At 56.6% G+C, this 14,146-nt stretch carries 14 protein-coding genes; 4 read left to right on the top strand and 10 right to left on the bottom strand.

Features of this window, described 5'->3' with window-relative positions; all coding sequences use genetic code 11:
• Window positions 1-86: 86 nt before the first annotated feature.
• Window positions 87-527 carry a hypothetical protein gene (locus VFX97_08340; protein ID HEX5703190.1) on the top strand — a complete coding sequence of 147 codons (441 nt, stop codon included), beginning with the start codon at window positions 87-89 and terminating at the stop codon, window positions 525-527.
• Here the strand turns inward: VFX97_08340 and VFX97_08335 are convergent, their stop codons facing one another.
• Window positions 528-1,121, bottom strand: a complete 594-nt coding sequence (locus tag VFX97_08335) for a hypothetical protein (GenBank protein HEX5703189.1) — start codon at window positions 1,119-1,121, stop codon at window positions 528-530. It lies immediately after the preceding gene.
• Window positions 1,122-1,329: 208 nt separating this feature from the next.
• Between VFX97_08335 and VFX97_08330 the strand changes: the two genes are divergently transcribed.
• Window positions 1,330-1,689 carry a hypothetical protein gene (locus tag VFX97_08330; GenBank protein ID HEX5703188.1) on the top strand — a complete coding sequence of 120 codons (360 nt, stop codon included), beginning with the start codon at window positions 1,330-1,332 and terminating at the stop codon, window positions 1,687-1,689.
• Window positions 1,690-1,957: 268 nt separating this feature from the next.
• The gene (locus VFX97_08325; protein ID HEX5703187.1) at window positions 1,958-3,001 is read left to right on the top strand and encodes a zinc-binding dehydrogenase; all 1,044 of its coding nucleotides are present in this window, start codon (window positions 1,958-1,960) and stop codon (window positions 2,999-3,001) included.
• Between the two features lie 17 nt (window positions 3,002-3,018).
• Here VFX97_08325 and VFX97_08320 read toward each other — a convergent pair whose 3' ends face one another.
• From VFX97_08320 to VFX97_08310, 3 genes are all read right to left on the bottom strand, one after another.
• Entirely contained in the window at window positions 3,019-3,417 is a 399-nt protein-coding gene (locus VFX97_08320; GenBank protein ID HEX5703186.1) for a hypothetical protein, read from the bottom strand.
• A gap of 27 nt (window positions 3,418-3,444) precedes the next feature.
• Entirely contained in the window at window positions 3,445-5,175 is a 1,731-nt protein-coding gene (locus VFX97_08315; protein HEX5703185.1) for a hypothetical protein, read from the bottom strand.
• A gap of 174 nt (window positions 5,176-5,349) precedes the next feature.
• A complete protein-coding gene (locus VFX97_08310) occupies window positions 5,350-5,898 on the bottom strand; it encodes a response regulator (GenBank protein HEX5703184.1) in 549 nt (182 codons plus the stop codon).
• A 224-nt stretch (window positions 5,899-6,122) separates the two neighbouring features.
• Between VFX97_08310 and VFX97_08305 the strand changes: the two genes are divergently transcribed.
• On the top strand, window positions 6,123-6,713 hold the full coding sequence (locus tag VFX97_08305) for a hypothetical protein (GenBank protein ID HEX5703183.1): 591 nt from the start codon (window positions 6,123-6,125) through the stop codon (window positions 6,711-6,713).
• 8 nt (window positions 6,714-6,721) lie between these two features.
• Here VFX97_08305 and VFX97_08300 read toward each other — a convergent pair whose 3' ends face one another.
• From VFX97_08300 to VFX97_08275, 6 genes are all read right to left on the bottom strand, one after another.
• Window positions 6,722-7,870 (bottom strand): hypothetical protein, encoded by a 1,149-nt coding sequence (locus VFX97_08300; protein HEX5703182.1) that lies wholly within the window; start codon window positions 7,868-7,870, stop codon window positions 6,722-6,724.
• 207 nt (window positions 7,871-8,077) lie between these two features.
• On the bottom strand, window positions 8,078-9,097 hold the full coding sequence (locus VFX97_08295; protein HEX5703181.1) for a hypothetical protein: 1,020 nt from the start codon (window positions 9,095-9,097) through the stop codon (window positions 8,078-8,080).
• Window positions 9,082-9,858 carry an enoyl-CoA hydratase-related protein gene (locus VFX97_08290; GenBank protein HEX5703180.1) on the bottom strand — a complete coding sequence of 259 codons (777 nt, stop codon included), beginning with the start codon at window positions 9,856-9,858 and terminating at the stop codon, window positions 9,082-9,084. The genes VFX97_08295 and VFX97_08290 overlap by 16 nt, the downstream gene beginning before the upstream one ends.
• 6 nt (window positions 9,859-9,864) lie before the next feature.
• Window positions 9,865-10,203, bottom strand: coding sequence for a 2Fe-2S iron-sulfur cluster-binding protein (locus tag VFX97_08285; GenBank protein HEX5703179.1), 339 nt, complete (start codon window positions 10,201-10,203; stop codon window positions 9,865-9,867).
• A gap of 63 nt (window positions 10,204-10,266) precedes the next feature.
• Window positions 10,267-12,303, bottom strand: a complete 2,037-nt coding sequence (locus VFX97_08280; GenBank protein ID HEX5703178.1) for a S9 family peptidase — start codon at window positions 12,301-12,303, stop codon at window positions 10,267-10,269.
• Window positions 12,304-12,549: 246 nt separating this feature from the next.
• A complete protein-coding gene (locus tag VFX97_08275) occupies window positions 12,550-14,052 on the bottom strand; it encodes a metallophosphoesterase (GenBank protein ID HEX5703177.1) in 1,503 nt (500 codons plus the stop codon).
• Between the last annotated feature and the right edge of the window lie 94 nt (window positions 14,053-14,146).

The following is a 14,146-nucleotide window of genomic DNA, read 5'->3' as shown; positions in this document are numbered from 1 at the left end:
CGGTTCGCACGCCTCTGGCGTGCTATGAAAAGAGCGAGCAGCCTGAGGCGTGCGTACCACGCCCGCCTTCTTCTGGAGAATTGATCATGGAGATCTATTACAAGACTGATGACGAAATTCACGCGCTCGTCTCGGCGTTTGAGGCTTGCAGTTTTCATCCTGCGGAGTTTCGCCACTACCAGCACCTGACGGTGGCGCTCTGGTATGTGTGGCATCTTTCGCCGGACGAAGCGAGCCTTAAAATGACAAAAGGGATTCGCCGGCTGTCGGAGACCTACGGCAAGATGGGCTATCACGAAACCATTACGCTCTTCTGGTTACGTATCGTGGCGAACCTGGTCGCCGAGCATCGAGCAAATATGTCGCTTAGTGAAACGGCGAACGCGCTGATCGATCGCTGCAAGGACAAGGATTTGATTGCTCAGTTCTACTCGGATGAGCTGCTGGCCACAGACAAAGCTAAAGCCGAATGGGTCGAGCCGGATTTGAAGGCTTTGCCGGAAGCGATCCGGACAGCCAGGCGTTGACTACTTAATCTCGTCCAGCTTTTCCTTTGCCTGCACGATCATCCACCGCAACTTCGTGAAATCCTCGAGCGTGAGCAAAATGCGCGTGCGCTCAAAATAGCCGCCTTCGATCGCGGCCGCTATCCCACCACTCGTTTGCTTAAAAACGATGATTTCGAAATCGCCGCGCGTACGGTAATGCAGTTCAAAGTGCGTCAGCTTGGTGGTCGAATCGTCGGCCTTCGCCAGCGCATCGAAAGCCTTGACGAGGTCGTCGATTTCTTCGTAATCGATCAAACAGCGAACGTCACCGGGCTCCGGACTATTAATTGTGATCGTCACTCCGGTGGCGCGCGCTGAGTTACCCGCCTCACGAATCTCCGTTGCTTCCACTCGGGCCGAGCCGATTTGTGCTCTCAGCGTGGCCACCCAGGTGCGGCCTTTAATCAGCACGGCTGAGGGCCGGGATTCGAACTCTTCCAACTTGTTGCGCGGCGCGTAAAAATTAGCGTCACGCTGAGGTGGCAAGCGTCGCCAGCGTTCCTGCGCGACCATCGAGGCTGAACACCCAACCAACAGGATCGCGGCCACGGGTAGTAATCGAGTCAACTTCATCGTTCCGGACTCCTCTGGATAAGAGATTTACTGAAACGTTCGAGCCAGTTTAGGAGAGATAAGACCTGCTGATTGTAACTCACGAAAGCCCTCGGCGTTCCAAAAAGTACGTACGCGACAACGGCTGAGTTGCGATTGCTTCAGCCGAAAGCACCGTAGTAACGTATGGTCGCTTTTCAGTCGCGAATTTTATCAAGGAGCTTGGATCATGAAATACAAAACCGTCTTTGCCGCGGCGTTCTTGCTGTGCGCTGTAACCATCGCAGCCGCGATCCCCGATCAACCATTCATGCAGGCAGCGCGCGCGGACCTGCAAACCGCGAAGCGTGAATTGCAACGCGCCACGGCCAACAAAGGCGGTCACAGAGGCAAAGCGATTGCGTTGGTGAACCAGGCCATTGCGCAAGTCAACCAGGGTATCGACTATGACCGCCGTCATAATCACGCTGTGAGAGTCGCGGGCGCGCCGGATCAACCACGGATGACGACGGCGCTGGCCGCTTCGCGCCACCTCCGACAAGGGCGGACATCGCGCGAAAGCGCTGGATCTTGTGAAGGACGCGATTAGTGAAGTGAAGAAGGGAATTGACGCGGCGCGCTAACGCGCAAGCGCAAAGGTTCGCAACCCGAAGGGTTGCTGGAGAGTAGCCGGGGGTCGCAGCAAAGCGTAGACCCCCGGGAAACATCGGCGCAAATTCGGCACCCTGAAAGGTGCCAGACTTCTGTGACCCTTTCAGGGTCAAGCTCTTAAAGACCCGATCCCGGGGGTATCGCGCTGCGCGCTCAACCCCCGCCTACTCTCTTTCAGCCCTTCGGGCTGACCGAAGTCCACGATCATGAAAGCCGTCATCTTCGAACAGCACGGTGGGCCTGAGGTACTCAAGCTGGCCCAAGTTCCCGATCCGCAGATCAAAGCGAGTGAAGTTCTGGTCGAAGTCCGCGCTTGTGCGCTTAATCATCTGGACGTCTGGGTGCGGAACGGCTTGCCAGGTATCAAGCTTCCACTGCCGCACGTCCTTGGCAACGATGTCGCCGGGGTCGTACGCGAAGTTGGCGAACTCGTCACGTGGGTGAACGCCGGCGATGAAGTTATGTTGCAGCCCGGCGTCTCCTGTGGCCATTGCGCCGAATGTCTCGCCGGTCGCGACAACATGTGCGATGAATACGACATCATCGGCAGCGGGCGCGACGGCGGTTATGCCGAGTTAATTGCCGTGCCGGGAGTCAACGTAATTCCCAAACCGCAGAACCTGACGTGGGAAGAAGCCGCCGCGCTTCCGCTGGTGACTTTGACGGCGTGGCACATGCTCGTGGCGCGCGCCGATGTCCAGCCGGGCGAAGATGTTTTGGTGCACGCGGCGGGCAGCGGCGTCGGCTCTGTGGGGATTCAGATTGCGAAACTTCTCGGCGCGCGCGTGATCACGACCGCCAGTTCGGTCGAGAAACGTGCGAAGGCGCGCGAGCTCGGCGCCGATGAAACGATCGATTACACACCGGAGGATTGGCCGAAACAAGTGAAACGACTGACAAACGGCCGCGGCGTCGATGTTGTCTTTGAGCATACTGGTGCGGCCACGTGGCCGGGTTCGATTCTGTCTTTGAAGAGAGGCGGAAGGCTGGTGACTTGCGGCGCGACCAGTGGTTTCGACGCGAAAACGGATCTGCGCCACGTGTTCTATCGTCACTTAACGATTCTCGGATCGATGATGGGTTCGAAAGCTGACTTACTGGCGGCGATGAAGTTTATTGAGTCAGGGCAAATTCGGGCGGTTGTCGATCAGATTCTGCCTTTGTCCGAAGCGCGCAAAGCTCACGAGTTGATGGAAGAGCGTGCGCAATTTGGAAAGCTGGTGTTAGCGATTGATCCATTCAATCATTGATCCATTGAATCAATGAGTCATTTACCTGAGTAGTCCTCAATCTTGTATCTCTTCTGCAGCGTCGCCAAATTCTCTGGCGTGATCGGAAAATTCGATCCGGCTATATAAGTCTTCTTGTCGTCCAGGCCGATCCAATCAACAACCCTCGGCGCGTTCGTCCGCAGAATCTCGCTGTCTTCGGACGTAAATTCTTTTCCGTCCAACCGCCTAAACACCCAAACGAACTGAAAGTGACCGTCGCGGACGTCTTTCAGCTTCTGCTCGAATTCCGTCAGCGGAGTCGCAAGCGGCCGATAGGTCGACGTGTCGGGCGGGCCATCGTCTTCAGAAGACGTAGAGCGCCGGCAACTGATAATGCCGAAACTCGTCGCGCCAACGAGTGTTGCGATTGCCAAAACTTGAAACAGCTTGTTCATGCAATTCAGGCGAAAACGGCGCCGATGCTACCGAGGCGAATTATCACTCAGATTGCCGCCGCCGCTTCCACTCTCAGTGTTCACATCGGGTGGCGGCGCGCCTTTCTGATCGCGGATCCACAACACGCTGCAGTCCTCATCTTCATAGACGCGATCAAACCAACCGCTTTGCAGCGCATTATCGATGAAAGAAACGTGATCTTTGTTGTCAGTAAACACCCAGCGCGAGCCGAAACGATCTCGGATCAGTGGCCCCGGATCTTCCTCTTCACCCAGCGTTATCTTGTCATAGAGCTTCGACAACTCGGCATTACGATTGTGCAGGTAGGCCGGGTCCAGGCCCGAAACATACGCGTGGGTCGAGTCGAAGTAAAACAATCGCGGGAAGTCGTCCCAGTCAGTGTTGAAAACGATTTGGCCTGCCGGAATGTTCGTGCGCATCCATGCCGCGCCCTGCGCGTAGTAGTTGCGCGGCTCGCTTTCCCAGATGTCGCGTGACGTGCGATAGACGTTGGCGAAGAACACGGCCGCCAGCGCCAGGGCCGCCAAAGCGATCTTCACGGTGCGGTACGTTTCTTCCTGCCGGTGTTCTTTCGCGAGCACTGTTGGTTCCTGACGATCGAGATACGGTTGTAAGTCCTCAAGCACGGCATCAGGCAAGCGCGTGAAGACTGCGCGCCCCCGCCACAACTGTTCCAGCGAGAATGCGGCGAACAGAATCGCGAACGGTGGAAAGTATTCCGCGAAGCGCTTCCAACGCAGGTTGATCAACAGCAGCACGGTCGCGAGCACAAGAAAGTACAGAGGCTTTTGCGATCGCTTTCGATCGCTGCTGTCGAAAGCGAGATAGCCGGCAACCATCGCCACGAGCGCGACGAAGCAATTTATCAGGAACTGCCAGGTGTCGTACGGGTACCATTCGTTGCCGACTTTCGTGGCAAAGTCATCGGCGGTGATCTTGACGCGCGCATGCTCCCAGAAGAGATAGAGGTTGTGCGGAAAATATGGATTGATGACCAGACCCAGCACACAGCCGGCACTGACGTACGCCAGCGGCCGCCACTCAAAGCGGCCTTCGGTCCAGGCAATCACACCTGTCCAAATCGCCACCGCCACGCCCAGCAGCACGACCATGTCGTAGGTCCAGGTAAAGATCAGCGCGAGCGGCAGTAACTGCCAGTGCTTGCGTTCGAACAGCAGATAGGTGCCGATGATCACGAACAGAATGGCCAGCGGAGGCGCCTTCGTCATGTTCATCCGGTAGAGAAACGGCGCGGATGACGCCAGCAAGGCCAGCAACCAAAGCAGCCGATACCTGACTTCGTAGCGGACGATCAGCCAATAACAGGAAAACAGCGCGATGCTCGCGAAGAGAATCGCAGCAATCTTCCCGCCGGTTTGCACGTCACGAAACCAGGTAAAAGGAATCAGCAGGATGTGATAGAGCAGGTGATGATCGACGTAGTCGTTCGGATTCAGCGTCGTCAGCGGCAGCCAGGTGAAGGTGGGTGGAAAGAAATGCTTCGCCTTGATGTTCTCCCAAAGCAGCTGCGCCCACTTCATGTGGTAGTAGCCGTCAAAGTCGCCGCAGCAAATTGCCGAGGTGGAATACTGAAGCTGCCGGAACAGGATGACGATAGCGATACCACCGACGGCCAGCTCGCCAAAGCGGACAGCGGCTTCTGACTTGAGCCAGTCCTGAAAGCGACGGGTTGGTTTTTTGGCAACCGGTGCTTCGGCTGGCGTGATCTCATCCATTTCAAAAGAGAATGCCGGAAGCAAAAAAACAAATCAACAGGAACTGTCAGTGGTCAGTCGTCCGTCGTCAGTTGCCTCTTTGATTGAGCGCACAACTGACTACTGACAACGGACTACTGACAAAGGGCAGCGCTCAACCTAAACGCTTGCGGTTAGTCGAACCTGCAGTTCTAATCAGTGAGTCGTGCCCGGTTCGGATTGAGACAGGAGTTCCCGCATCAACGTCAGCAACTCCGTCGGTTCGATTGGTTTGGTCAGGTGAACATTAAAGCCGGCCCGCACGGCACGACCGCGATCGTCGTACTCAGAGTAGCCAGTCACGGCAATCAGTGGCGTCTTGTTGTAAGCCGCGAGCTCGCGCAGCGCCGCCGCCAATTCGTACCCGTTCATCTCAGGCATGCCGATGTCTGAGATCACGAGGTCATAATGATTCAGGCGGGCGAGATGCAAAGCATCCTGCGCTGACTCAGCCGTCGAGACATCGTATCCAGCATGCTTGAGCAGCAGCTCGATCATCTCGGTGACGTCGGGCACGTCATCGACGACGAGCACGGTACCGCGGAGCTTGCTGTCGGCCTCTTTACCTTTTCTTTTACGCGAGATCCTGGATTTGGCTGGAGGTTTTTTCGAGGCGAGCGCCTCGTAAGAAAGATCGACTGAAAATATTGGGCGTTCAGGAACGCGCGTCGGTTCAGCAATGACTTTTAGGTCTGCGATATCCATAACGAACGGCTCAGACAATGCCGCAAAGAGAAGCGGCGTCAACACGGAGGGCGTTCATAGTCGGGTTACGTCCGCGCGATCAATGAAACGCGCTCGCTTCAATTGTTAGGGGGATGCCTAATCTAGCTCAAAATATCTGTTGCTGTCCAGACAGGTTTCGCGCCAGTAAACTTCGATCAGAGCTATCGACTCCTTAAAGACTTCTGCGTGATATTCTGGCCCTCATGAGTGATCCGCTCGAGTTACGTTACCGGCTGATGGGTCTGTTGCCGCTCGCGTTCTTTGCCGTACAGACGATTCACTATTGGCGCTTCGGCGGCATGGGCCATCTGCTGTGGATGTGCAACGCGGGGAATGTTCTACTCGGGATTGGCCTGCTGCTGAGTCATCGCGAACTAATTCGCGCCGCGGCGATCTGGACGATACCCGGGCTGGTCGTCTGGATCATCTACGTGTTGCTGCCCAGCGGTCTCTATTTCTCAACCGCATTGGCGCACATTGGCGGAATTACCGTCGGAATGATCGCTCTACGGCGCGTCGGTATGGATCGTACGGCCTGGATTTACGCGTTCGCCTGGTATCTGTTCACTCAGGTAGCGGCGCGCTTGCTGACCCCGGCAGAGCTAAATGTGAACCTGTCGCATCGCGTTCAGGATGGATTTGGCAACGCGTTTACGAGCTATTGGAAGTTTTGGCTGGTGGTGACGATTGTCACCGGCGCGGTTTTATGGGTGATGGCAAAAGGCTTGTCGCTTATTTGGCCTGCCAGTGTCAGTACCCGGAGCAGTCGCGACAGGGTCGAACAATCAAGCTGAAGCTGCTCTCATTTCAGTACGACCGCCTGCGGACTTAGCGTCAACGCGTGCCAGCGCGAAAACGTCTTGATCAAATCGCTGCGAATACTTACGTAGGCAGTTTCCAGAAACATCTTCTCAGGCAATGGCCATTCGATTCGCACGATCGGATTGAACGACACCGGACCTTCCGCGGTTACTGCCGGCGAGCTGCCCGCGGTTGGCTTCGATTGATCGGAGCTCTGGCTGGCATCGAAAGCGACCGACGAGCTCAGTAGCCGATCGCGTAGCACGATGCGCGCCTGCGTCGGCGCTTTGCCGGCGTCGTCATAAATGCCGACATCCACGCCGTATGCGGTTGCTACCTTTGAAGAATCAGGCGACCAGACGGGTGGCGCCTGGGCCAGTTCATCATCCAGTAGCCGTTCTTTTCCCTCGGTCGTGATCGTGCGCGGACGTCCGGCGGGAGTTTTAAATGCCCGTTCGCGCTCTTCCCACTCACTTTCTTTGCACGCCAACGCCGCCAACGCATGCCCGTCCGGGGCCCACGACAGCGCGAAGTAAATCAGTCCATCGCGCGTCGTCAACGGCCTGAGATTGTAGCCGTCACGGTCCGCGAGATAGATCTGCTCGGTCGCAAAAGTCGCCAGCGGTGCAAACACGGGCATCACCGTGGTGGGCGAAGGGACCGGCGTTTCAAGCGGCAACGGCGCTGCCGGTTCAGCCGGGGTTGGGCTGGGAGTTGGCTGCGCGGCCCTACGCGCGACGAACGCAATCTGACTGCTGTCGGCGGACCACACAACGGAATCCTGAAAGACCACCGCTAATTCAGGCGGCGTGATGTTGCGAATAAACGAACCGCTGGCCGCATACAAATCGATGTGAAAGGTCGTCGAAGATTCGTCCTGCTTGCTGTAGAGCGCGAGGGCGCGCTGGCCATCAGGCGAGAGCAAGGTCCGCAAGAGGACGAGTTCTTCATCCTTGCGGCGTTCATCAAAGTCCTGCTGGATTGCCGGCACTTGCTTTGGCTCGTCCGCGGCGAGGTTCTGAGGTGTTTCCACGTCCGCCGCGAACGTGAACGCCAGTCGCTGCGCCGGCACATCTCGCAACTGTCGCGGCCGCACGCGTTGCGCTTCGCTCTCAGTGCGACAGCCGGACAGCAGGGCCAGCGTGGACAAGCAGAGAACTACTGAAAGTATGAAAGCAGCGGACGTCCCGCCTGGGTAAGTAGATCGCAATGAATTGAGTGAAGGTCTTCGCCCCTCCCCGTGCGCGGGGAGGGGTTGGGGGTGGGGTTGTGCGCGTCGGCAACCTCTCCCCCCACCCCCCTCTCCGCCGGCGGAGAGGGGGAGTGAGTAACGAAACAGACTCATCTGCCGCCGATCTTAGAAAGTGCGCGCGCGAACTGTCAACGACGCGGGGTTTTTCAGGAATGCCTGCGAATTGGCGCCGCCCAGAAGTTCGCGGGCGAGATCGAGATCGAGACTGAACAGGGCGCGAATTGTGTTACGCGGCGAAAGATGGTCTTCATCTGAGCTGTCATCATCAACGCAGTTGTGCTCGACCGCGCGCGCCAGGCGTCGCGGCAGTGGCTCCCAACTCGGCGTCTGACGAATGAACGCGCGCGTGGCGTCCACGCCCACTAAATCGCAGGCCAACTCTTCCGCGCGCTGACCCTGAATTCGCAACCCGGTGCGCGCGGCTGCGCGTCGTCCAATCGCGCGAAACAAGGGCCGCAGCGAGTCGGTTTGTCCGCTGGCAACGTGTGTCAGTTCGTGGGCGAGCACGCTAATCATCGCTTCGTCGGAACGGAGCCCGGCGAGAAAGATTGTGCCGAACTCGATCGCGCGCGGGTCGCGCAACAACACCGACGCGTTGTCGCGCGCATCGACGTTGGGCCGCACTTGTTTTACCGCCTGCACGCGCGCGGCGGCTGCGTTCACGCGAGTCCGCGCGGGGCCGCTGTACATGGCGTATTCCTTGGCGAGCTGCACAATCTCATTCGCGACGAGCTTCTTTGTTATCGGCAACAGACGATTCGCGCGTTTCGCTCCCGCGACGGCGTCGGGATGGTTTATGGACATCGAAGGCCGCGACTGCATCACGTCAATCGGCGTGCTGCCCAAAGGATCGCGAATGCGTTCAGCGCAGGCGCTGCCGATCGCGCGCTCGACCGTGGTGCGATCGGCTGCCGTAAAGGCTTCAGGCGCAGTTGCGTGCGCGCCGCTGCGGCGCCGTGTTTGCGCGCTGGAAGAAAAATCGAAGGTGAGAGCGAAGAAAAGAAGAGCAACGAGGAGATAACCGACGGGGAGACGGAGAGACGGGGGGATGGGGAGAAAAGCAACCCCTCTCCCATTCTCCGCTTCTCCCCGTCTCCGTGTCCGGTTCTTCATTTGTTCTTCCATTCCGGCTTACGCTTCTCCATGAATGCCCGGACGCCTTCCTCCGCGTCTTCTGTCTTCATCAACTCGTGCAGGTACAGATTCTCCACGTTTATGAGTGCGGATTCAAAGCTTTGCCGCGTCCCAAGATCAAGAGCCATGCGCGTCATCGACAGGGCCGAGGCCGAAAGCCCGCGCAACTTCCCAAGCACGTCCTGGGTTTTTGATGCAAGTTCTTCAGATGGAACGACGTAATTCGCCAGACCCAGCCGCAAAGCTTCTTCGGCTTCAATCAGTTCGCCGGTCAGAATCAATTCGCGCGCGCGGCGCTCGCCGATGATGGCCGGCAAGAGAATCGCAGCAATCGGCGGAAACACGCCAAGCTTGATTTCAGGCTGGCCAAACTTTGCGCGATCGCTGGCAATGACAATGTCGCAAGCCGCGACGAGTTCACACCCGCCGCCCAACGCCGGTCCGTCGACAACGGCAATCGTTGGTTTCGCAATCTGCTGAAGTGTGCGGAACACCCCATGAAAGGTGTCCAACATCTGGAAGACAGTTGCCGGCACATGTTCTTCGACGGCGACACCCGCGCTAAAGGCGCGCGTTCCTTCGGCGGCATCGAAGACGATCGCCGCCAGGTCTCGCTGCTGCACGCAATCATTTAAGGCCGCGGTCATCTCGCGCATCATCGCAATGTTCAGCACGTTGAGCGGCGGACGATTGAAGGTGACACGCGCCACGCGTTCTTGAACCTCGAACTTTATGTTTACGAAATCTGGCATGGACGATTAATCCCATTCCTCCGGCCGCGGTCCCGCATCCATGCCTTCGGTGCTCACCTGTTTCAAGACTTTCACGTGCATGTCGCCCGCGACCCTGATTTGGCACGAGAGACGAAAGCCCTCTTCGAGCGCTCCGCGCAGGGTAAGGCATTGGAGTTCGGTTTCACCCATCGGTGGCGCGCTACCGTCCAGCACCTCAACCCGGCAGGTGGTGCAGCGAGCGTTTCCGCCGCAGCGGTGAAGAATATCCACCCCGCCGTCTTCCAGCACCAGCACCAGACGGCGCCCGGTTGTCCCTTCGATTGTTTTAGTACCCTGAGCGGTTTCTGCGTTGATTGTCGGCATAAAGCAACTCCTGTTTGAATGTATTAAGAGCGTGACTTGATCTGGTATCAGTTTCGAATGTTTCTATTGCCCAGACGGCTCTGTCACGACTGGAGCCTTTAGGTACTTCGCAAAGAATCGCACGTAGCGGCGCACGCGATCCAGGTTGTGACGCGGCTCATTGAAGCCGTGACCTTCGCGCGGATAGACGACAAACTCCACCGGCACCTTCATCTCCTTCAGCGCCATGTAAAATTCCTGCGCCTGCGCGAGCGGCACGCGCGTGTCCACTTGTCCATGCATGATCATCGTGGGCGTCTTCACGTTCTTGATGTACTTCATCGGCGAACGGTCCCAGTAAAGATCGGTCGCGTCCCAGGGGGCTTTGTCCGAATAGAACCAGCGCAGGTAACGCTGAATGTCGTTCTGCGAATACATCGAGTAGATGTTGGTCAGACCGGCGCCGGGCGAAACAGCTTTGAAGCGATCGGTCTGGGTCAGAATCCAGAATGTCATGTAACCGCCGTACGACCAACCAAACGCGCCCAGCCGATCGGGATCGGCTAACCCGCGGGTGATCATCGCATCGACACCGGTCATGCAATCTTCGAAGTCGCCTTTGCCCCAGGTGTTCTTGTTCGCCTGGGCGAACGCCAGACCTTTGCCGGTCGAGCCGCGAAAGTTTGGTTGCAGTACGGCGAAGCCATTCGCGGCCAGCACCTGGACCGTTCCGGCCCAACTGTTCAGTGACGCGCCGGTCGGGCCGCCATGGGGATTCAGCAGAAACGGCACCTTGCCCGAGGTGTAACCCACCGGCTTGGTGAGCACGCCTTCTACTTCAGTCCCGTCCTTGCTCTTCCACTTGACGATTTCAGAGTCCGCGAGCGCATAGTCCTTTAGCCATGAATTATGATCGGTGACAGTTTTGACTGTGGTGAAAGCGAGGTTCGACGTGTAGATCTGCGCCGGGTGCTGCGATGAAGCTGTCGTGCCCACAATAGTTTTGCCGTCACGGCTAATTTCCGTAATGCCTGTCGATCCGCCGCGCTTAGTTAATTGTTTGACGGCGCCGGTGCCGACGTCCACTGAGAACACTTCGTTAGCTTGAAGGATATTAGTGCTGAAGTAGATCGTCTTGCCGTCGCGCGACCAAACCGGCGTGCCCGCATCCAGCTCGAACTTCGCGGTAAGTTGTTTTGGCGCGCCGCCGGCTGCGGGGAGCAGATAAAGGTAGTTCGTAGCCACTCCGTCACCACCATCCGGATTGCCCGCATACGCGATCCATTCACCATTTGGTGACCAGCGGGCTGAGTCGCTCGAGCCTTCATCCGCGACGATCTTTTTCTTTTCGCCGCTTGCGACGGTCACCATCCAGATATCGCTGAGACCGCCGTCGTCGGCTTTCGGCGTTGGCCTGGTGACGTAGGTGATGCGAGTACCATCCGGCGACCACTGCGGATCGCCGATGGTGAACGCGCCTTCCGTCAGACGCTTCTCTTCTTTCTTATCGACATCGAACAGCCAGAGGTGCGACATCTTGATGTCGCGATCCATAACGATCGTGTCGTCTTTGACCTTCTTACGATCCTCTTCGTCTTTGTTCGGCTGATCCACGGCCGTCAGCACCAGTCGCTTGCCATCCGGCGAGAAACGAAAGCCGCTGACGCCGCCTTTGTGCGCAGTGACCGCCCAGGCCTCGCCGCCGTCGGCCATCATCATCCAAACCTGGCGCTCGCCGTCCTTCTCGCGGTCAGTAAGGAAAGCGATCATCGTGCCGTCGGGCGACCATTCCGGCGCGGTCGCGCTCTTTTCACCGCGCGTATACTGCCGCGCTTTGCCGCCGTTTGTAGGAACCACCCAAAGCTGCGTCACGCTCTTCCATTCTTTGTCCTTCTCCATCTTGATCTCGCTGACGGTGTAGAGCACGCGCGAGCCGTCGGGCGAAATTCGTGGCGCGCCGACGCCATTTATCTTTAGCAGGTCGACTGCTGTTAAAAGTTTCTTCCCGTCTTTGGCGCGTGGCTCGGGATCGGCTTTTGGTTTTGAACTTTCCTGCGCCGCGACCGCGGCCGCGGTCATAACAAAGGCGAATAGAATTGTGGCGAAGCGTTTGGGGTTCATGTGATTCTCCTCGAGGGATTGAGCCTGCGGAGCAGGCGGCAGCGTAAAGCCTGGGGCGTAAGCCCCAGGAAACATAACCCAAATTGAATCAGCCCGTGAAACGGGCGACAGAGGCTGCGAGATTAATCGCGGAGCGGCTGTCGCCCACTTTGCGGGCTCTGTTTACTCTCGTGTAGATGAAACGTAGACCGCTTTAAAAGAGTAAGGTAAGAGGTGCGGGTGGTAAAGCGAAAGATGAATTGAGTACTACTCATCACTCGGCCGACGCGGTTTTTTTTTATAGGGTGGAATCGGTAGGCCCGCGCCCTTTGGCCGAGATTCATCCGGTACCTTCTTTGCTTCGAGCCGCTGCAAAACTCGGGGTGGAATAGTGAATTCCTTGTATCCATCGTCAACGATTACGTCTCGCTTCCATTTATACAAGTCGGAGAAATACCGCCAGTAGAAAATTACACCCTCACCAGTATCCAGGTTGATCCTCACGCAGTTGAAAGATATTGGATAGCCAAGCCTCCCTTTTAGTTCTGATGTGTCGTACAGCGCACCGCTCGCAAAATGCATATACTCGTCATCGGTCAAGACGTTAATCGTGGTTTCAGTCGTGGGTTCGTGCTCATGGCCGCGCAGAATAAAGTCAAATTTGGGTAAGAGCGCCCGTTGCATTCGTCTGTCAAAGTCCTTGAACCACATCGATTCTGGTGGATGATGCAGCAACGCGAACTTTATGTCAGCCGACTCAAGCAGCTGCACCGATTTGAAAATCTGGGGTTCTCCAAGAACGAGTTCGCCCAGGTCAACGTCGTACGTCCGGCTTCTCTTCTTCGTCGAAAGCCAGGCCGAATTGAGGCCGGCAACTCCAAGTTTGACTCCAGAATGCTCGAACTGATCCACGTAAAAATAATCGTTCTTAAAAATCGGCGGCTTTGGCAGCTTGTCATCCAGGAACTTCCAAAAATCGTCGAAACGAGCAAAGGTCTTTTTTCGATCAGGCTCGTTAGCGGTATTAACAAAAAAATCGCTGACCTCGTATTGGTCAGACAACGTTTTCCTTAGCCTCTTATCATTGTCGATTTTGCTCCAAGCAACGTCGTGATTACCTGGAACGACATAAGTGCGAATCTGCTTCGACAATCGCGATTCAATTTGTTTTAAAAAATCGTTAGCGATCTGGTACTGCTCAATCTCACCGGAATACGCAATATCGCCGGTGAAGAACAGCAGGTCTGGGCTCAATTCCCACTCAGCCAAAAGTTTTGGAAGTTGAGATAGGAAGCTCTCTTTCACTTTGTCCTGAGTCCAACGCATTGCGCCCACTGCATTCTGGAAATGGACGTCAGACAGATGGAGCCACGTGAGGACTCTTCCATCCTTTCGCAGTTGATCTGACAACGTGAGCCAGCGCTTCACATAAGGAGCCTCTTCCACCACATCGAACTTGGTGTCTCGTGGATCGATGTTGTAAGCATCGAATAATTGCTGTAACTCCGCGGGCAGCGGTTTTTGCCTGAGAGCTTGTTTGAACTTCTCAGCAACGTCGGTCGGCAGGTCGAAAAAGAAGCGGACGCAGCCCTCGACTATTTTTATTTTTCGAATCTGTTCTGGATCGGTTCCTAAGGCGCTTGCAAGATCCGCAACGAATTGAGGCTCAATGCGGCGGAAACTTCGCGGGTCGGTTTCTAATCTGACCTCGATCCGAGTGCGCTTGGTCGCAATCTGATTTTGCAGTGTGAGGGAGCTTAGATTGCTCATGCTTGGATTCTCCGTTGAAAGATTGAGGCTCACCGGCGCCCACGATCTGGGCCTTTTTTGCGCGCAGTATAGACAGCAAGACTGGTTAGGTCAA

This window comes from Pyrinomonadaceae bacterium (assembly GCA_036277115.1).
Taxonomy (GTDB): domain Bacteria; phylum Acidobacteriota; class Blastocatellia; order Pyrinomonadales; family Pyrinomonadaceae; genus UBA11740.
Note: the sequence above shows the minus strand (reverse complement) of the source record. Positions and strands in the feature narration are given on the sequence as shown.